Genomic DNA, 17,924 nt, shown 5'->3' with positions numbered 1-17,924 from the left:
CCTATGTTTACTAAAGTCCTTATCGCGCTTTATCCTTTAATTGTATTCATAGCGCTCGTGTTTATTTTCAAGTTTTTCAAATTACGTCATATTACCAATCGCAAACTCAAAATTCCAGATATCTTTACGATTTTTCTGATTTTAGGTATGCAGATTTTCTCAAAAAATGCGACAAGTATCAGCGTTCTTCCTTACTATCTGCTTATCATCTCAGGATTAGCACTTGTTTTGCTCTTACTTGATTTATTCTATTATAAGCACTTTAGTTATCGCCGCTTCTTAAAGCTTTGGTGGCGTATAACATTTTTCATTACTTTTATCATCTACATCGGTGTTGTTGTGATGGTCTTTGTCCATTAAAATAAATAGAAAAAACCAGCTGATACGCTGGATTTTTTTTATTTATTTCCTAGTTCTTTCAAAAGAACACCAAATTCTTCTTCGGACAAAGTAATTCCTTTGCCCATCTTCTCATGGTCAGGTGACCAAGTGCGAATATCATATTTTGGTTCTGCATCATTCCAAGAGACACGATTAAGCTCTTTGCGCCAACCTTTTGCATTTTCAGACAACACAATCAGCTCTTCAACAATCTCAAACTTCAATTTATCTGCCATTTATCTTTCCTCCTCTTATTTATACGAAAAATCTGGAAAATAGTCACGCTTCGACAAGTTTAATATCAACACCGACAGAAGTCAGTTTTTCAATAATATGGTCATAACCTCTCAAAATAAACTCAATATTTGAGATTTCTGTCTTTCCATTTGCAATAATCCCAGCAAGAACTAGAGCCGCACCAGCCCGAAGGTCTGTTGCTTTAACGCAACTCCCTACCAAGCTACTAGGAGATTCATAGATAATTCTGTCATCTAATATTGAAATGTTAGCTCCCATACGAGCAAGTTCTGGAACATGGTTAATCCGCTTTTCATAAATGGTATCCATAATCCAGCCACGTCCCTCTGCTTTAAGCAAAAGTGGGGTAATAGGTTGTTGCAAATCTGTCGCAAAACCTGGATAAGGAACAGTTTTAATATTAACTGCTTTAAGGTTTTCAGATTTATGAACCTCAATGCTATCCTCACGAATTGTCATATGAACACCCATTTCCTCAAGTTTCGCAATGAAAGATTCTAAGTGTTCATAAATTACGTTTTCAACGATAACACCATCCCCCATTGCCGCTGCAAGCGCCAAGTAAGTTCCAGCTTCAATACGGTCAGGGATTACTGTATGACGAGCTCCATGCATTTCTCCTGTACCGGTGATACGGATAACATCCGTTCCTGCACCTCGAACTTTTGCTCCCATATTATTGAGTAAGGTAGCCACATCAATAATCTCTGGTTCACGAGCAGCATTTTCGATAATTGTTATTCCTTCTGCTCTGCTTGCGGCAAGCATTGTATTTATCGTTGCTCCAACAGATATCATATCCATATAGATGGTCGTACCATGCAGATGATTCGACTTTTGCTCTAAGTGCATCGCATCTTCAAGATATGAAAATTCAGCGCCTAATGCTTCAAAAGCTTTAATATGCAGGTCAATCGGGCGTGGGCCTAGATCACACCCTCCAGGAAGTCCAACTGTCGCTTTACCAAAACGTCCCAACAACGCACCATTAAAGTAATAAGATGCACGCAATGAATTTATCTTACCATAAGGTAGCGGGCGTGAAACAACAGAACGTGTATCAATTACAAGTTTTCCTTCTGGTAAATTACGCTCTATTTTTGCACCCATAATTTCCATAATCTCAACTAGACTAGTAACATCAGAAATATCTGGTACTCCCTCAAGAGTAACAATATCATTCGCCAAGATTGTTGCTGGAATCAATGCAACCACTGAATTTTTAGCTCCAGAAATTGAAATTTTTCCAGAAATACGCTTTCCACCATTGATGACTATTTTTTTCATTTTTATTAAAAATCACTTTTCATTTATTCATGTTTGATTATTCAGTTCTTACTCAATCAAAACACCGCTCTCTATTTTATCATTTTCTGCAAATTTTTCATAGACTTGTTTATACAAAAAAACTTCACCTAAATTTAGGTAGAAGTTTTATTTATATTGACTTAGTTTTATTCAAACACAAACTGAAAGTAGTACATTATATCCGCATAACCACGGTATATCATCAAGGTTCTTTGCTTACTGCATTTTGACACTATTCATCATTATCTAAAGACATTTTATTTTTGATAACTCGTTGAAAACTCGCCCATTTTTCGCCCACTAAATCCACAAAATTTGACAAACTTTCCGAATGTGTTATAATGACTAAATGGATTGTGCATAACGCACAAATACCCAGATTGCTCGAACAATCTGGGTATTTTTTTCACTCTTAATATTATAACACATAGCTCAGTGATTTCATTGAGCTATTTTAATACTTAAGTTTTTGACCTGGATATATAGTATAAGCTGAACCAGCTATCCCATTCTTTGCTGCTAAAGTTTGCCAATTGGTACCAAGTTTTGAACCAATTCCACTAAGGCTATCACCAGAAACCACAGTATAAATCCTTGATGATTGTACAGAAGCTGCCCCATTAATAATTCCCTGAACAACGTTGTAATAGTTCCCAAGCAAATGTTGCCGATTCGCACCATTTCCATATCTACCTGCTTTAGTTTCATTAGCAAGTATATTATGTGATTGTGTAGCTGTTATGTCTTTTGATCGTTCATTCACTATAGCCATAACACCAGTATAATATGCTCCTAATAATTTTTGACGTTCTGCACCATTACCAGTTTTTCCAGCTTGTGTGTCACCTGCCATTTGTTCAAGGTTTTTCCCAGAAGTAGTATATTTAGGTGGTTGTGGAGTTGGTGCTTTAGGTGGTGCAACATTATTATTAGTGTTTCCAGCAATTTTATCCCATGCACCACGCTCAAGATAAAACAGTGATTTATCCAAAGGTGTTGAGCTAAATTGCCAACCAGTGAGAGTTTTCCATGCACCAGTAGAATAAGGAAATGCTATTGGTGACCACCCTACATCAGACATTGTTGGGTAGCCAGCAAACCACAAAGCTGCTTCATTTGATAAATATTGCGCTGTTTGAGCAACACCATCAGAACCTGTATAAATTCCAGCTTGAGAGCCTGTAAGTGCTTTTACTTTATCAATAAAGGATTTAGCCCAATTTCCATTACCCCATGCAGCGTTTTCTCCTGATTCCCAATCAAGCCAAAGAATAGGTTTATTTGTTTCATTTAGATAACCTTTAATATTGTTTACAAAATGTGTAGCTTCTGCACTTGCGTCACCACCACTAGCATAATGATAGATTCCCCAAGGCTTATTCTGTTTGATTGCTTGTTGAGCTACAAAATCACAATTTGGGTTCACATAGTTAGTTCCTTGAGTGGCTTTGATAATAATGCCATCTTCTCCATTTGAGCCTAAAGCATAGTTCCCTTGCCAAGATGATACATCAGTAATTTTTAATGTCATAGGTTTTTCTCCTCTTTATTAGAGTATTTTAGCGCACTAATTCCTGTGATAGCTCCTAAAAATACTGTCACAGCATTTAATGTAATTACTGCTAATTCTGTACCATTCCAACCATAAGCTTTACCAAGCACACCAACTAAGACACTTAGCGCTGGTAAAACTGTCAGTACAATCCATTTGATAATGTCGTAAGTTTTATTGTTCATTCTTTTTCTCCGTTTCTTTTGATAAAATTCCTAGTTTTTCAGCTTTATTTACAACTTCTTGTGGAAGTAATGATTTAGCTCCTCTATCTAAAATGTCTATAACTTCTGGATTAGTTAATTTGAGATAACCTTTGATTGATACAAATTCTTGAATCAAAAGTACAATAGTAAAAAGAAGCATACCCCAATGACTAACTGTCATATCTTGGGGTGTAAATGTTGAAACATAGTAGTCTAATGTTCTAATCATAAATTCCATGATGGCAGGAAAGAAAGCTAAAAATAGCTTAATCAAAAATCCTTGTGCCATCTTATTACTAGTAATCACTTTATATTTAGCTCTCATGCCAAGAGATACAAAATAATCTGTCGTTACTGCTAGAATCAAGATAACGGTCATACTTAAACCTGTGATTTCATTTATGATGTTCACGTGTTTCCTCTCATTTCATGGGTGGTAGTTGTTGCCAATTTCCATTTTTTCTAATTCTGTTGTGACCAGCATTAGTGTTCATTATTGTAGAACTGTTTTCTTTTGATTTATCAATCCATACACCAGAGTGCCTAATGTGGATAAATCCATTATTAAGATTCAAGCTTTTCCAAGCAGCAGTTTTTCTAATTGACATAGGTATATACGTTGGTGGATTTGGATTTGTAATCTTACCGCCTACATATAAATCACTGTCTGCTGCTTCTCCATTTGGATAATGAATATGAATATGAAGCTCCATAATTTCAGAGCTTGTACTAGGTGCAAGTGTTACTGTTTCCGAATGTGGTGAAAGATTGACATTCAAATTATCACCTGTTCCACCACTCCATGAAGCAACTTGATTTCCGTTAATATAAAATGTATATTGAACTTGTAAGCCTGCTACAAAATAATCTGTACGGACTGAATGAGTAACACCACCATTCATTGTTAATGTTGCACTAATTGAGCCATCAGCATTTTGAACTTCATTTGATATTGTATAATCAATGTCATACATACGAATAGAAGCCCAATAGCCATCAGGATTATTAGAGCCATATTGTGCGTATATCGTCCACTTATTCAATGCTATTTGATAAAGAGAGCCACCCCAACCTGTAGCAGTATCACTTGGTAATTTCCATGTTTTAGCACGTGAATAGTTACCAGCCCAAGGCGCAATTTTATTACCGAAATTATTAGTAATACTGTCTGATAATTGTAGTTTTAAATTAGCCATAAATAACCTATTTTCTAATTAATGCCTGCCGTAATATCATTTTCAGTTGAACCTTTATTTGTACGAATAAATGAATTACCATCTTGAGTTCCACCAAAGAGATTAATATTACCATAAGCAATATGTTTTCCTGCTGGGAATGTTCCATCTGGATTCATAGCTCCACCATCAATTAAATTATTGATGATATTATCAAGAATATCAATTTTTTCCTTCATTTGAATCAAAATATTATTATAGGATTTATTCATACAACATAATTTAGCCCAAGCTTCCTCAAGCTCAACTGGTAAATCACATGGTGCTGTCCCACCAATAATCACAGCTTCTTGACAAACAAGTTGTTCATTTACATCATTCAGTTCTTCGACGTCCGCCAAGTCAAGCGGCGTACAGTTACATGGATCTGTTGTTGCCATTTTTTAATCTTCCTTTCTGTAATTCCTGATATAAGTACCACCACAGGCATTTGCTACAATATAAAAATCATTTTCAATTTGTATGACCGTTCCTGTTGGAAGTTGTTCAACTCTCATTTTTTTAATTGCTTCAATTTTTGTTTGTATCATGTGGTTTCAACTCCTCAAGTGTCAAATTATAGAGTAATTCTGCTTTATCTTGCATAATTGGTTGTTGAGAACTCCAAGCAGCAATTCCCAATGCGTGACCAATTTCATGAGCAATTACAACTTCTAACCTCACCCCAAGTTTTATTGCTGTATTTTCCCAAACAGAAACTATTTTTCCATTTTGAAGCCCTAAAACTCTACGCCTATTCTTGGTATTTTTTAGCTGTACCATAATACCTGAAGTATCATAACCTTGTTTCTCCCAAAAATCACGTGCCTTGCGCTCTTCAATCCTCATTTAATAACTCCACAATTTCAGCATTTTTCTTACGAGAAAGTGATTTCACATCAAGCCCTTTTTTGTCAGCTTCTACCAGTAATTCTTTTTTACTCATACTTGAATAATTCAGAGGGCTATCTTCTATTTTTTCAACTTTAGTTTTCAAATATTCAAGGATTGAACGCCCATCATGATTTGTATAAAATTGAGCATAAATAACAACTTCCATCTCGTTTTCATCAAATCCTACACGAGCATTTGTGTCAACTACAACAACTGAACGTTTAGACTTAATTGTTTGAAGCTTTTTACCTGAAAAAGTCAAGATTTCTTTGTAATTATTCATAATTATTGCCTTTCTACTCGAATATCTGTAATCAAATGATGTAGATAATCGTATTTATATGATTTTGCAAGATAATAGGTATCTCCCTCAACAGCTACAATATTTTGATGGTGCATAATATCAATACAAATTTGATTCCTTATATTCTTAGCTTGGTAGCTTGAAAGTAAGTAACGTAGTATATACATTTCAAGTGTTGCTTTATTTTCGAAATCAAACTCACCAATAGAATAAGAAAACTCATCATTGATTCCTAAATTATTGATAATATTGACTTGCCCCTGTGTTTTAATAAAATTCTTTTTGCTAAACACAAGGTATTTTGAAAGAATTTGACTAGCTCCGTCAGCATCAGGAGAACCATTTTCACCCATAATATAATCGAAAACTGCTTGATAATCTGCCGAACTCATCACACTTTGATAAGTTTTCAGTTTAGAAATTGAATCAATATTTTTTATTCTCAATGTCAAATAGTAAGCTAAATCAAGTTGAGGGTTAAAGTCAGTTTCAACATCAAATTCATCAGAAGCAACCACAATATCAGCGCTCATTAAATTTTGGTCATCAAATTTAATAACCTTAGCTACAGGATAATAAGCACTATTTGTTGTTTTAGCATGAATATCTAAAACTGTTTCATATAAGATTACACCGTCCATATCATTTTCAATTTGCTCAATAATATCACTCGCTTTTGTTGTTTCAACGGTTGTAATTTGTGCGCTACTTACATTTGAAAAAGTAACCTCGGTATAACCATTGATTTGTTTCAGAACATTCTCAAGTGTCCATGTGCCAGCAGGCAAACTAATAGTATCAGCCCATTTAGAGATAAAATCTATTGCTGCAATACTAGTTGTATTATCTGAAAGTTTATAATCTGTAATAAAATATAACCTATCATCAACTGTAAGATACCGATATTCTGGAAAAACTCTCTGAATTTCTAAATCAATTGTTGTTGAGAATCCATCTTTGCTAAAAGATAAACTTTTACAAGATGTTTGGTCAAATGCTTCAAGAATTTGGTCATGATCACGTCGATTAGAAAAGTACATCAGACATACCTCACTTCTCTACAAATTATCCCAATATTGATGTCTTGAGTTGACATATCCAATTTTTCATTATCATTACCAGCACTATTTTTATAAGCATACCTCTCAAGTTCAAAAGTAATTCCCTTAGTAAATTGGTATCTGACACGATTTTTTGAACCAATATTTGGAGTGTGTGTTTTGCGATTAAGTAGGTCACAAGCTATGAAGTTCTGATTACTTTTATCGTCTTTGAAAATGAAAGGCTGTTGATATTTCAGCTCAGTATCAATCACAGTTGGTACCGTGCTATCACAAGATTTGTAAAATGACTTTACTGAACTTGTACCAAGAATTGTTAAGGATTTATCTTTTACAACTCGTTTATAGCCATCTTTGGTTATAAAATTCACTCTTGCAGCAAAACCATTTGGTAATCCTCGCTGAATCATTCCATCAATTTGATACGTTGCTGGGAAATGATACTCACCATCACATTCACAATCAGAGAGAGATAGCCTTGAGCCATAAGGTCTACATTTTGTATCTAACCAGGCAATTTGAGCTTCATTCTGATACCTCACGCCATTTGGTATTAAAATCTCAATTTCCACAAATTCATCATCTCGCATTGAGGAACTTGAAATGCTTTGAACTTCAAATGGCGCATACCAGAGTGTAGTTGTATCAGAAATTGGGTCAGTATCAAAATCATCAGGAATGCCATCTTTTTGATCGTATTGAGCCAAATCATATTCACCTTGGTCATAAATACCTTGATACTTTTCAAACAGTTCATCAATGGATTTATCTATTGGTTGCTCTACTTCTGTAAAGAATAATACACCAAGACTGTCTGAACTTCTAAACGAATCAGAGAACTCTGTGAAAATTTGTTCTGTACAATCGCCAAAATATCGGTTAAATGTATCTTTACTTTGAATTTCAAGAAATCGGTTAAGCATATCACGGACACGTTTTTGGATAATCATCAGATTGATATTTTTTACAGCATTTTGGCTTTTATTTTTTCCAAATTCCCAATCCTCATCATTATTAGTAATTCCATAAAGTTTCTCAGCAAGTATTTTATAATTTACTCGGTATGTATAGGTTAAAATTCGGTCATTTTCGCTAAAAAATCTTGTATCACTATATTTATTTTGAGTGCTATCAATACTACTATTTCTAGCCAATCGACTTTCTACACTAGCAAATTCCAAAACTTGATATTTAGGGTCATGTGGATTAGTTTCATTAAATTTGCTACTGACTTTAAATTTTGTATTATCATGTATGAATTGATTAAACTTATAAGCAAAAGTAGCTAACATAGCATTTTTATTTGGATAGCCAATCCATTTATTCTTGATGATACCTTTTTTATGATTGCTATAATCAAATGGTTGGGGGCTAAGCCCCTTACCATCTTTCACAAACAACATATCATTTTCAAGATAAGAAAAGCCTGAATATTGGTAGTCCTCTACTGACGCTAAATTTTCACGTTGTGTCAAGTTTGACATCTCTATCTCCTCTTTTCTTTAATCTTTTGAAGTCTTGTTGTTTCATCAACCGTTGCTTTAGCTATGGTTTTACCGTCAAGCTCAACAATGATAATACGTTCTCTTTCATCTTGTGGAGCATTAGAATTATCATTTGTATTTACTGTATCAAAATGAGGCGAGCTAACATTTTGAGAGCCAAAGTTAAATGTATCAGGTGTTTGGAATTCTCCATATCCTGCATAAGCAAGTTGACCACCGCCACCTCTAGGATAATCTTGAAAATCTCCACCAACTGTAAATTCTAATTTCCCAATATTTTTTACAAAATCTGTTGCTTTATTAACAGCTTTTGAAATACCATTGATTGTATCTGTAATTCCACCAATGATATTACTAATGACATCAGCAGCCCCTTGCACAATACTTGTTACTGTATCCATTACTTTTTGAACTACTCCACTCAGAGCATTCCAAGTAGTGTCCCATGCGTTTTTTATAGTGTCTAATACAGTTTGAATAACATCTTTTACCGCATTAATTGCAGTATCAATTACGTTCTTTATCGAATCCCAAATCGGACCAATAAAAGCTGAAATAGCTGACCAAATTGTATTCCAAATTCCTTGAATGACTGCCAAAACTGGTGAAATAACGTTCATTACTGCATTGATAGCAGTTGATACAACACTTTGAATTGTCGCCCAAATTGGAGCAAGAAACGCTGAAATAGCTGACCAAATTGTATTCCAAATTGCACTAATTGTTGTGAGAACAGTATTGATAACATTCATTACTGCATTGATTGCCACGGAAACCGCATTAGTGATTGCTGTCCATGTTGCAGAAAGAAATGTGGAAATTGCCGTCCATACAGTGTTCCATGTTGCTGAAATCACAGAAAGTATGGTTGTTATAATATTACTTATAAATGTAATAGCTATTGATATAGCTTGCATAAGTAAACGCCAAACCATCTGACCAACTGCCAAGATGAAATTAAATACCGCTACAATCAGGTTACCAATTGCTTGAAACAATGGAACAAAAGTACCACTTAACCATGCAATAACTGGACTAATTGCAGCCATAATCCCATTCCAAACTGTTGCAGCCACAGATAATACAGTATTCCAAACAGTCGACCAGATAGAACTAATCGTATTGATAACAGTTGAAATAATATTACCAATGAAATTGACTGCGGTTGAAATAGCATTAGTGATTGCACTCCAAATCGTTTGAGCGACATTCACAAGTGTATTCCAACCACTTTGTATTTCTTGCCAAGCAGATTGTAAGGCTGGTATAGCTGTTCCAGTAAACCAAGATACAACTGACTGAATAGCAGTTTGAATAGCTTTCCAAACAGTAGCTACAATTTGCCGTCCTGTTTTAGTTTGAGTAAAGAACCACACTAAAGCAGCTACCACAGCAGCAATTGCTGCAATAATCCAAGTTATTGGAGAGGTGAGTACAGCAATCGCAGCACTAAGAGCGCCAGTAGCTGCTGCTGCCACTGCTTCGCCTGTTGCAAATCCATAAACAGCAAGAGCTGCTGTTTTCAAACCACCTGCCATTTTAACAGCCACACCAGAAATACCATCAGTAATTTTTATTCCTTTGAGTGCTACAGAAGCCAGTTTGCTTTCTTTAGCCATAATTTGCAAGCCATATCCTGCCGCTTGACTTCCTTTTGCTATTCCAACTAGAGCTTGTCCTACATTGGCTGCTGCTTTCAAGCCTTTTATCGCAGTTCCTACACCTTTTGTTGTTGCAGAAAAAACTTTAAATATACCACTAGCTACTTGAATTCCCTTAGAAGCTGCTGCTATACCAATAATTCCTGTAGCAATTCCTTGCATAGTAGAGGGTGGAATGCTTGAAATTTTATCTGCAAGGTTTCCAATTGCTGTTGCTACTCCATCAATACCAGTTTTTCCATCTGAAAATGGTTTAAGCATTGCTAAAATAGCATTGCCAAAACCTTTTCCGATATGACCCGCTGCTTGTATTACTTTTTCAATAGAACTTGCTATAGCGTCAATATCTTTTGTAGATAAGTCTGGAATTTTTATATTTTGAAGACTATCAGCTAAATCAGAAAATACTTTAATCCCAATTTGACTAACAGAATTGAATAATGGAGTGAGTGCATTTGTTGCAGTTTCTTTCAAACCATCAAGAGCTTGAGAAGCTGATTTATACTGCGTGGCATTCTCCATCAAAGCCTTATTAGTTCCAGCAAGAGCCAAAGCTTTTTGAAATTCCTCTTTGGTAACTTTTACAGAACCACTTTCAAAATCTGACCATTTGGCATTAGTACCTTTTATAGCATTCAGTTGTTTTTCAATTTGTGCAGTGTTACCATTAAGTGCTGTACTTACTTGCCTAAAGTCAATTCTGTTAAGTGTAGTATTAAATCCATTGTAAAGGTCAATCAAGTTACCTAGAGCTTGTTTCGGATCATTAGCACTTGAAGCAATAGCACCAAAACCATGAACAACGTCCATAGCTGCACCACTTGATAAGTGAGCGCCCTGAACCATTGCAGAGAAAGCATTTGATATATCTAATGAACTATAAACAGTATCTTGGGCAAATTTCTGAATACTTGATTTAGCGGCATCAATCTCACTTTGCGGCCACCCTATCCCTTTCATATTAGAGTTGAAGTTATTCCAAGCTGCTGTGCTTGTATCAAGCTCTCCAATAAGACCCCTCAACCCACTTTGAACCATTGAGATACCAGAAGCAACAACTGAACCAATAAATGCTCCACCAAATGCAGCCTTTAAGCCACTACTTGCGCTTTTTCCTTGATTTTCAAGACCTGTCATATCTTTTTGTGCTTTTAATAAATCTTTGTCATTCACATCAATATTGAGCTGTAGTGTTCCACTTAAAGCCATAATTTACCCCTTTCTAGCTATATTTTGACACGATTGATAATGTCATTAACAATTTTTCCAGAACGTAAACCTAGCATTTCTCGCCCAGATTGATGACGTGTTCCGATTTCTTGGAAAGTTGCATGATTTGCAGAATTTGAAACAGTATAATGCTTTCCACCACCTGATAATTTCCACTTCGACTTTAGCTCACCATGTGGTCCGCCTGGTCGCGTTGCTTCTGTCGATACTGGCGATAATCTAACTGCTGTATCAACCTGTTTTTTTACAGATTGACCAATTTGATTAAGTAATAACTTCTCTGCTTCTTGACCAACTTGCGAAAAACTTAATGGCATTACACATCACCTACCTCAATAAAACGGGCGCTAAACCAATGCCGCCGTCTTTTATCTTCATAACTTGTGAAATTTGAAGTCCTTATTTTCCAACGTTTACTATTCCATTCAACAATATGATTAAGTGGAAAAGACTCTCTACTCCTTACAGATATGATTTGTTTTGAATTCACTACACCTTTTTCAGATTGGTTTGTATCTTCTCCTCGATAAACACGGACATCAAGATTTTCAATGTTGAATGATTCTCCAAGTTTAAAATTACCTGTTTTTTCATCATAAACTGATGATTTATAAAATTTTAGTGTTTCTCGATAAAGCATGGCATCCCCCTTTTATACCTGAATAAAACAACTCAAACATCTTTACTACAAATCAACGTAAAGTTATAATAAATTGCTACTTGGTCGCCAGCTGTTAAATTAAAGCCAATAGTATTGACACGTAAGCCATTTCCATCAAAATAAAGTTCCAAATCGTTATATTCTCCATTATGCAAGGCATAAAAGAACTGATGAAATTCTGAAATATTCAAAGGATAAATGCCTGGAATATCTCCATTTGTTGGGTTAAGATTAATAATTATATTTTCAGGTAATGTATCATTAAAAATTTCTGCATACCCTCTCAAACTTAAAATTTGATTGTTACTATCTAAAGTTGTAAGAGTATAAGAAGTATCGTAAAAATTACTTTGTCCGTCTTCTTGATAATGAATAGTTCCACCAATAGATGATGAAATACCTTCATTAATATCATTTAAATAAATTGAAATATTGGCATAAAGACCATCAGCTCTAATTACACTATTAATATAATCTACTGAATAGTTATCAAGTTTTTGAGGTAACGCTTTAGAAGAAAGCACTAACAAATCTAGTTCATCATAAAACAATGTCAAAAAATTACTAATGTCAATAGTATATAAATTAGGTGAAAATTTTACATTTAATGCCCCAGCTGGATTAGTAGCAGAATAAAAAGTAATTTTTACATCTTCTAAAGAATGCATGATTCCTTTTTCATCACTGTAATTCAAAACCTGATTATGCATACCTCCACTACCATCAACGGTAAATTCAAGTTTTGATTGTGAGTTTTGATGAATTTTATCTTGTGTCAATAAATTCCCTAGTTTATTATTGATATTTGCAACAAATGCACCCTCTATTGTTGTTTCATCAGGATTTTCTCCAAAGTTTAACCGATTAGCTTTGCTTTCTACAATGTCACGGTGGCGCTCTGCTGTGATTTCATTATCTGGTTGGATTGGGCTAGTTGTTCCATAAGTTCCATCAAGTAGCTCATTATCTTGTCTGATTGTCATATCTATAGTATCCTCTCAAAAAAATTAAATAAATTTGATTCTTATATCTCCGTAAGTAAATTGTGAAGCAGTTGCTGGATAGTTTGTACTTGCATAGAACGAAAAAGGTATAGTGATTACTCCGCTAGATATTGAAAAAACTCCTGTTCTAGCCTTATAATGTGCAAACGAACCAAAATAAATTGTTCCGCCTGAATCACAATTGGCAACAAATGTTCCGCGGTCAGTTGCTAGAGAATATCCCTCGGGAATTGTAATATTTAAAACAAAATGTGATTCATTTCCAAGAGCTGAAGAATTAAGAGTAAGTTTAAAATCGTGGATAAAAATTTCTCCAGAAATTATTTGAGTATCTGATTTTATTTTTAACTCTGCCTTGATTGAACCTGTTGCTATAACTACACCTGAATCATTGGGGATTATGACTACACCAGTAGCAATAATGCTTTTTTCTCCATCAAGTTGGAGAGTAACATCACCGTCTTCACTAGGTCTAATAGTATTTACAGATTTAACAACAGTATTATCCAAAATATCCAAGCGTTGGTCTTGCGTATCATCAATATTTTCTTGATTTTGCTGATAATCTGTAAATGTTTGATTAGTGACATAGTTGTTTTCAATATTAGTAACTTGTCCATCTAATCCATCAAGTCGGTTATTAATTTCAACATCAGAAGCTTCTAAACTATCCAAACGTTGGTCTTGCTCATCTTGATGTTGATTATTTGCTAAAATCAAAGTTCCCTCTGGCGTTGTTTCATCAGGATTTTGAATTGAATAGCGACTTACCTTTGAATCAATGATGTCACGGTGGCGTTCAGATGTAATAGTGTTTTTAGGTATGATTGGATTAGTCGTTCCGTAAGTTCCATCTAGCAACTGATTATCTGTTCTAACTGCCATAACTCATTTCCTTTCTAAAAATGGACTAAGGCTCAAAGCCCTAGCCCATTTATATTTTTTTAGTTGTACGTTGAATGATTGTACGTTGTTTTGTTATATACCCCCTTATTCACCAGGGGTGGTTGAGGGTGTGTCATAATGAACATTTTGACTTTCGTTTTCACTTGGAACAAATTCATCAGCATTCACATCACGTACTGTATTATCAGGAATATCAGTTGGTGTGTAAGCTTTGAGTGAAGCGTTAGGATAAAATGTTGCTGATTCTTCTTGAATATCAATAGGTTCAATCCAAGATTTATCAGGTCTATTATCACAAGTCAAAGTCCATTGTGAAGTCATGCTAGAATCACCAGCATTATTTGAGTGATCCATTTTATGAATACGTCCAACATAATAAGTATCACGAATCCAACCAGTAGGAACAACCTTCCCCTCAACATCTTTGATTGTTACACCATCTGCTGCAACATCTGAAAAGACTTCCCAAATTTCAACATACTCATCATTATTGAGAGCGTCCTCTAGGATTGCTTCTGCTTCTACAGAAAGAGCTTCAACATTAGTGAAATCAACGGAGAAACTATCATCTCCATTACGAACAGTTACATTTTTTGAACCACCAGCACCACGACTTGCGATTGTGTCCGTTCCATATTCTGCTGAGTAACTAAAATCAGTTACTCCACCAAATTTGTATGCTGGAATTTCTGCACGTAAACGATATGGACGAACATAAAAGAGTGATTTACTTGGACTAAGAGCAGTTTCATTGTAGTCTGTTGTTTTAGTAGCCATTTTTACTTTCCTTTCTCACATATATTTTGCATTATCATAGCGCCCAACATCATATTTATTAATCATCTGGGGTTTCACTGGGAATGACAATATTAGAGAATGCTGATTGATTATTGAGCGCTTCCCACTCATAACCAGCAAACGAAGTAATACGGAAAGCAGTTTTATTACGTTGATAAAGTGAAAGTTGTTGGGCTGCCGCTCCATTCAACTGTGCATTTTCCAATGTTGCGTGTTGAGAAACCATAATCTCTACATTTGGATTAAGAACCATAGAAGCTTGATTACGGTCATAAATAAGATATGGTGGTACTTTTGTAGGCACTGGAATACCTGACAATTGCAGCTGTTCTGTTAAATCATGGTAGTATTTCACAGTCACACCACCAAGGAGCGTACTCAACATTGTATAGTAACTTGGATTAGCACTTTGAAGACTTGCGAGAATTTGCGGAATTGCCATTTCATTTTCAACCACTACAACTGCTTTACCTTTAATTGCAAGGAGCTGTTCAATAAATTGTTCAGCAGTAAATGCAGTATTAGTAGTAATATTGTCTTGAATTGTTTTAGGAGCTGTTGTTACTCCCTGAATTTCTGTGAAATCAATCTTATTCTTTCCAAATAGGAACATATCATCAATTGATTGGACTACTCCACGCCGCAAACGTTCAGCATTTGATTGAACAAGTGCTGGCATAGCAAGTGAAGTTTCATAATTGATAACATCAATATCACCAATTTTATTGATGAGAAGTAATCCTTTTTTAGCAGGTGTAGCATTCACTGGATAAAGACCATCATGAGGTACACCAAGAGCGCCACGGCGATTTCCCATTTCAAGACGAGAAACCGTTTGACCTGAAATTTTGTTAGTCAATGCAAATTTAGAGCCATCCTGTGAACCAATAATAGAATCATTCATCTCTTGGTCTTGCAAAGTCGTATAGAAATAATCAGGGCGGTTTGGATCTTGCATAATATCAACGATTGCAGATGTTTCAGCACCCACTGTTTCAGTAAATGGTGCGGTAGTCTGTGGAGTAATAAATTGTCCTGGATAAGCCATTTGTTTATCTTCCTTTTCTTATATTTATATTTTTCTCCAACGAAAAACGGGCGCAAAACCACAATCTCGTTGAAAAGATTATTGATTTCACGCCCGCTTTTTATTCAGTTATAGGAGATAACTGCCCGAAAAGTATTCGTTTCATTTACTATTTTATCGGACTTAGCCTTTTCCGTCCAGCAAAATTTATTTTTTACGAATTTTTTGTAAAAACGTTGCTTTTTTAAATTCACGCTCCGCACGTTCAGCTTCTTTTTTGATTTTATCTCCAATTTCCATATCAGTTTGTTCATACTGATTATGAAAATCAGCAGTTTGTTTTAACGTACCTTGGTTTTTCCCTGTCAACTTTGACAAAATCTCAAATTTACTGAATAAACCTGTTTTATTTTTCCCTTTTTTCTTTTTGTCAATGATTGCTTGGATTGTAGCTCTATCAATTATTTCATCATACTTTTCAGCATATTTAAACGATAAATGTACGCTCAAACGTTCTACAAATTCTTTGTCAGCTTGTGATATTTGCTCAAAGGAATATCCAGTCATAAGGTGTAACCACTCAATTATTTCATGATTTTCTGTATAAACTGTGTCAATTAAGCCCATTGGAGAGATAGCGTTTACTATTGCAATGCAATAGGCGCTGTATTCATCTCTGATTGTGAAACTGACTTTTTTGATTTTTTTGGAAGCTCGTTATACACTTTTTGAACAATTTGGCTTAAAGTTTCCTCATCATCAATAGAATCTAAATAATCATCAATTTCATCTTGAGCAACTTCATTTTGCATAGAAAACAGCAAATATGAGAGCAAAGTTAAAATGACCTCTGTGCTTGCTTCTGGTTGAGCAATCACTGTGATAAATTGATTAACCGTACCAGCACCTGAACCAGCAAAGTGTTTTATTTCTTGGCCATCTTCACTAATTAAAGTCATTGTTGATAATTTATCCAACTTTTTATTCATTCGGACACCAGATTTGAAAATAACAGGCTTTTTGCCTAAAACTAATTGAAATGACATATTTTAATTCTCCTTATTTTTTAAAGTTAATAACAGCGTGTAAATCTCCGCTTTCATCATGAACAACTCGAAAGCTCAAGTCATGCGCGAATCCTTGTAAATCAGAATAGCCATTGTAAACAGCTCTATCAATGATAGAAATATTATTGATTAAATCGCCTTGTTTTTCTGGATTTTCAAAGATATGTAATGTTAGTGTACTATCAATATCATCAGCATTAAAAGTAAATCGTCTTGACTGAACTTTGCGTCCTTGCTGACCAATATCATAATATGACCAAGCGCCAGGGCTGTCATGATGTTCAGGAGCAAAAGCAAGAGGATACTTTATTTTTCCATTATTATCAGTAAGACCATTTACAGCACGAGTGACAAGATTGATTAGACGTTGAGCAGTTTGATTTCCGTCAATATATTCTGTCATCTTCCACCTCTCAAATTAGCATGGTTTTCTGACCAAACCCATGTTGCACCGTTGTAAAATAGCGGTGTAGAAGTATGTCCCTCATTCCATACTGTGTTTTCACGTTGAGAAAGTACAGTAACTGACCAACCATCACCAGCACTTACAATTACACTCTCCAAATCATCTTCAAATTGATTGAGATATTTAGTATCCCAAGTGACTGTTTCGCCGTCCTGCTCCCGAGAGGTCAAGCCCTCTTCTGAAATACGATTAAATCTATAAATTGTGTACTCTTTAATTACTCTACGAGCTACTGCAAGAAATGAATTTTCATCAACTTCTCGCCCTCTAATTCTCCCAGAAATCCAATCACTAGTAATATTATAGGCTTCATGCAACAAATCATCTTTATCTTTTGATACACCTGTTAAGGCACAAAGTGATTTTTTTAGTGTGTCATAAGAAATTTCTTTGATTTCGTTAATATTTGGTGTTGTCATAG

24 protein-coding genes are annotated in these 17,924 nt (G+C 35.0%); 1 reads left to right on the top strand and 23 read right to left on the bottom strand.

Features of this window, described 5'->3' with window-relative positions:
• Window positions 1–3 precede the first annotated feature (3 nt).
• Window positions 4–360 carry a DUF3397 domain-containing protein gene (locus D7I46_RS12050; RefSeq protein WP_162930906.1) on the top strand — a complete coding sequence of 119 codons (357 nt, stop codon included), beginning with the start codon at window positions 4–6 and terminating at the stop codon, window positions 358–360.
• 38 nt (window positions 361–398) lie between these two features.
• Here the strand turns inward: D7I46_RS12050 and D7I46_RS12045 are convergent, their stop codons facing one another.
• From D7I46_RS12045 to D7I46_RS11940, 23 genes are all read right to left on the bottom strand, one after another.
• Window positions 399–617 (bottom strand): YdbC family protein, encoded by a 219-nt coding sequence (locus D7I46_RS12045; RefSeq protein WP_120773091.1) that lies wholly within the window; start codon window positions 615–617, stop codon window positions 399–401.
• A 43-nt stretch (window positions 618–660) separates the two neighbouring features.
• Complete coding sequence (locus D7I46_RS12040; protein ID WP_120773090.1) at window positions 661–1,926, bottom strand: UDP-N-acetylglucosamine 1-carboxyvinyltransferase; 1,266 nt, start codon at window positions 1,924–1,926, stop codon at window positions 661–663.
• Window positions 1,927–2,401: 475 nt separating this feature from the next.
• Window positions 2,402–3,478: a GH25 family lysozyme gene (locus tag D7I46_RS12035; RefSeq protein ID WP_120773089.1), complete on the bottom strand. Its 1,077-nt coding sequence runs from the start codon at window positions 3,476–3,478 to the stop codon at window positions 2,402–2,404.
• On the bottom strand, window positions 3,475–3,684 hold the full coding sequence (locus D7I46_RS12030; RefSeq protein WP_120773088.1) for a phage holin: 210 nt from the start codon (window positions 3,682–3,684) through the stop codon (window positions 3,475–3,477). The genes D7I46_RS12035 and D7I46_RS12030 overlap by 4 nt, the downstream gene beginning before the upstream one ends.
• Complete coding sequence (locus D7I46_RS12025; RefSeq protein WP_120773087.1) at window positions 3,674–4,117, bottom strand: hypothetical protein; 444 nt, start codon at window positions 4,115–4,117, stop codon at window positions 3,674–3,676. Before D7I46_RS12025 ends, D7I46_RS12030 begins: the two co-directional genes overlap by 11 nt.
• A 10-nt stretch (window positions 4,118–4,127) precedes the next feature.
• Window positions 4,128–4,901 (bottom strand): hypothetical protein, encoded by a 774-nt coding sequence (locus D7I46_RS12020; RefSeq protein ID WP_120773086.1) that lies wholly within the window; start codon window positions 4,899–4,901, stop codon window positions 4,128–4,130.
• 14 nt (window positions 4,902–4,915) lie between these two features.
• Window positions 4,916–5,320: a hypothetical protein gene (locus D7I46_RS12015; RefSeq protein ID WP_120773085.1), complete on the bottom strand. Its 405-nt coding sequence runs from the start codon at window positions 5,318–5,320 to the stop codon at window positions 4,916–4,918.
• Between the two features lie 3 nt (window positions 5,321–5,323).
• On the bottom strand, window positions 5,324–5,470 hold the full coding sequence (locus tag D7I46_RS13390) for a hypothetical protein (RefSeq protein WP_162930905.1): 147 nt from the start codon (window positions 5,468–5,470) through the stop codon (window positions 5,324–5,326).
• Window positions 5,451–5,768 carry a matrixin family metalloprotease gene (locus D7I46_RS12010; protein WP_120773084.1) on the bottom strand — a complete coding sequence of 106 codons (318 nt, stop codon included), beginning with the start codon at window positions 5,766–5,768 and terminating at the stop codon, window positions 5,451–5,453. The genes D7I46_RS13390 and D7I46_RS12010 overlap by 20 nt, the downstream gene beginning before the upstream one ends.
• Window positions 5,758–6,096, bottom strand: coding sequence for a hypothetical protein (locus D7I46_RS12005; RefSeq protein ID WP_120773083.1), 339 nt, complete (start codon window positions 6,094–6,096; stop codon window positions 5,758–5,760). Before D7I46_RS12005 ends, D7I46_RS12010 begins: the two co-directional genes overlap by 11 nt.
• A 2-nt stretch (window positions 6,097–6,098) precedes the next feature.
• The gene (locus D7I46_RS12000; RefSeq protein WP_120773082.1) at window positions 6,099–7,157 is read right to left on the bottom strand and encodes a hypothetical protein; all 1,059 of its coding nucleotides are present in this window, start codon (window positions 7,155–7,157) and stop codon (window positions 6,099–6,101) included.
• Window positions 7,157–8,662, bottom strand: a complete 1,506-nt coding sequence (locus D7I46_RS11995; RefSeq protein ID WP_120773081.1) for a hypothetical protein — start codon at window positions 8,660–8,662, stop codon at window positions 7,157–7,159. The genes D7I46_RS12000 and D7I46_RS11995 overlap by 1 nt, the downstream gene beginning before the upstream one ends.
• Before the next feature lie 2 nt (window positions 8,663–8,664).
• Window positions 8,665–11,553, bottom strand: coding sequence for a phage tail family protein (locus D7I46_RS11990; RefSeq protein WP_120773080.1), 2,889 nt, complete (start codon window positions 11,551–11,553; stop codon window positions 8,665–8,667).
• A 17-nt stretch (window positions 11,554–11,570) separates the two neighbouring features.
• On the bottom strand, window positions 11,571–11,891 hold the full coding sequence (locus D7I46_RS11985; protein WP_120773079.1) for a hypothetical protein: 321 nt from the start codon (window positions 11,889–11,891) through the stop codon (window positions 11,571–11,573).
• Window positions 11,891–12,214, bottom strand: a complete 324-nt coding sequence (locus tag D7I46_RS11980) for a hypothetical protein (protein WP_120773078.1) — start codon at window positions 12,212–12,214, stop codon at window positions 11,891–11,893. The genes D7I46_RS11985 and D7I46_RS11980 overlap by 1 nt, the downstream gene beginning before the upstream one ends.
• Before the next feature lie 32 nt (window positions 12,215–12,246).
• A complete protein-coding gene (locus tag D7I46_RS11975) occupies window positions 12,247–13,218 on the bottom strand; it encodes a hypothetical protein (protein ID WP_120773077.1) in 972 nt (323 codons plus the stop codon).
• Between the two features lie 24 nt (window positions 13,219–13,242).
• Entirely contained in the window at window positions 13,243–14,124 is an 882-nt protein-coding gene (locus D7I46_RS11970; RefSeq protein ID WP_120773076.1) for a hypothetical protein, read from the bottom strand.
• A 105-nt stretch (window positions 14,125–14,229) separates the two neighbouring features.
• A complete protein-coding gene (locus D7I46_RS11965; protein ID WP_120773075.1) occupies window positions 14,230–14,922 on the bottom strand; it encodes a hypothetical protein in 693 nt (230 codons plus the stop codon).
• A gap of 58 nt (window positions 14,923–14,980) precedes the next feature.
• The gene (locus D7I46_RS11960) at window positions 14,981–15,991 is read right to left on the bottom strand and encodes a hypothetical protein (RefSeq protein WP_120773074.1); all 1,011 of its coding nucleotides are present in this window, start codon (window positions 15,989–15,991) and stop codon (window positions 14,981–14,983) included.
• 186 nt (window positions 15,992–16,177) lie between these two features.
• Window positions 16,178–16,597, bottom strand: a complete 420-nt coding sequence (locus tag D7I46_RS11955) for a hypothetical protein (protein ID WP_120773073.1) — start codon at window positions 16,595–16,597, stop codon at window positions 16,178–16,180.
• Between the two features lie 17 nt (window positions 16,598–16,614).
• Window positions 16,615–17,016, bottom strand: a complete 402-nt coding sequence (locus D7I46_RS11950) for a hypothetical protein (RefSeq protein WP_120773072.1) — start codon at window positions 17,014–17,016, stop codon at window positions 16,615–16,617.
• A gap of 13 nt (window positions 17,017–17,029) precedes the next feature.
• Entirely contained in the window at window positions 17,030–17,440 is a 411-nt protein-coding gene (locus D7I46_RS11945) for a hypothetical protein (RefSeq protein WP_120773071.1), read from the bottom strand.
• A complete protein-coding gene (locus tag D7I46_RS11940; protein ID WP_120773070.1) occupies window positions 17,437–17,922 on the bottom strand; it encodes a phage head-tail connector protein in 486 nt (161 codons plus the stop codon). The genes D7I46_RS11945 and D7I46_RS11940 overlap by 4 nt, the downstream gene beginning before the upstream one ends.
• Window positions 17,923–17,924 lie beyond the last annotated feature (2 nt).

The organism is Lactococcus allomyrinae, from assembly GCF_003627095.1.
GTDB lineage: Bacteria > Bacillota > Bacilli > Lactobacillales > Streptococcaceae > Lactococcus > Lactococcus allomyrinae.
The sequence above is the reverse complement of the archived record's forward strand: the minus strand, read 5'-3'. Positions and strand labels throughout refer to the sequence as shown.

Bases quoted from the DNA above. Each gene is read 5' to 3' on its own strand.
- D7I46_RS12040 (WP_120773090.1), bottom strand. From the start codon at position 1,926: ATGAAAAAAATAGTCATCAATGGTGGAAAGCGTATTTCTGGAAAAATT.
- D7I46_RS11970 (WP_120773076.1), bottom strand. From the start codon at position 14,124: ATGGCAGTTAGAACAGATAATCAGTTGCTAGATGGAACTTACGGAACG.
- D7I46_RS11945 (WP_120773071.1), bottom strand. From the start codon at position 17,440: ATGACAGAATATATTGACGGAAATCAAACTGCTCAACGTCTAATCAAT.
- D7I46_RS11960 (WP_120773074.1), bottom strand. From the start codon at position 15,991: ATGGCTTATCCAGGACAATTTATTACTCCACAGACTACCGCACCATTT.
- D7I46_RS12005 (WP_120773083.1), bottom strand. From the start codon at position 6,096: ATGAATAATTACAAAGAAATCTTGACTTTTTCAGGTAAAAAGCTTCAA.
- D7I46_RS11950 (WP_120773072.1), bottom strand. From the start codon at position 17,016: ATGTCATTTCAATTAGTTTTAGGCAAAAAGCCTGTTATTTTCAAATCT.
- D7I46_RS11965 (WP_120773075.1), bottom strand. From the start codon at position 14,922: ATGGCTACTAAAACAACAGACTACAATGAAACTGCTCTTAGTCCAAGT.
- D7I46_RS11985 (WP_120773079.1), bottom strand. From the start codon at position 11,891: ATGCCATTAAGTTTTTCGCAAGTTGGTCAAGAAGCAGAGAAGTTATTA.
- D7I46_RS13390 (WP_162930905.1), bottom strand. From the start codon at position 5,470: ATGATACAAACAAAAATTGAAGCAATTAAAAAAATGAGAGTTGAACAA.
- D7I46_RS12035 (WP_120773089.1), bottom strand. From the start codon at position 3,478: ATGACATTAAAAATTACTGATGTATCATCTTGGCAAGGGAACTATGCT.
- D7I46_RS11980 (WP_120773078.1), bottom strand. From the start codon at position 12,214: ATGCTTTATCGAGAAACACTAAAATTTTATAAATCATCAGTTTATGAT.
- D7I46_RS12030 (WP_120773088.1), bottom strand. From the start codon at position 3,684: ATGAACAATAAAACTTACGACATTATCAAATGGATTGTACTGACAGTT.
- D7I46_RS12050 (WP_162930906.1), top strand. From the start codon at position 4: ATGTTTACTAAAGTCCTTATCGCGCTTTATCCTTTAATTGTATTCATA.
- D7I46_RS12000 (WP_120773082.1), bottom strand. From the start codon at position 7,157: ATGTACTTTTCTAATCGACGTGATCATGACCAAATTCTTGAAGCATTT.
- D7I46_RS11940 (WP_120773070.1), bottom strand. From the start codon at position 17,922: ATGACAACACCAAATATTAACGAAATCAAAGAAATTTCTTATGACACA.
- D7I46_RS12020 (WP_120773086.1), bottom strand. From the start codon at position 4,901: ATGGCTAATTTAAAACTACAATTATCAGACAGTATTACTAATAATTTC.
- D7I46_RS11975 (WP_120773077.1), bottom strand. From the start codon at position 13,218: ATGACAATCAGACAAGATAATGAGCTACTTGATGGAACTTATGGAACA.
- D7I46_RS12015 (WP_120773085.1), bottom strand. From the start codon at position 5,320: ATGGCAACAACAGATCCATGTAACTGTACGCCGCTTGACTTGGCGGAC.
- D7I46_RS11995 (WP_120773081.1), bottom strand. From the start codon at position 8,662: ATGTCAAACTTGACACAACGTGAAAATTTAGCGTCAGTAGAGGACTAC.
- D7I46_RS11955 (WP_120773073.1), bottom strand. From the start codon at position 16,597: ATGGGCTTAATTGACACAGTTTATACAGAAAATCATGAAATAATTGAG.
- D7I46_RS12045 (WP_120773091.1), bottom strand. From the start codon at position 617: ATGGCAGATAAATTGAAGTTTGAGATTGTTGAAGAGCTGATTGTGTTG.
- D7I46_RS11990 (WP_120773080.1), bottom strand. From the start codon at position 11,553: ATGGCTTTAAGTGGAACACTACAGCTCAATATTGATGTGAATGACAAA.
- D7I46_RS12010 (WP_120773084.1), bottom strand. From the start codon at position 5,768: ATGAGGATTGAAGAGCGCAAGGCACGTGATTTTTGGGAGAAACAAGGT.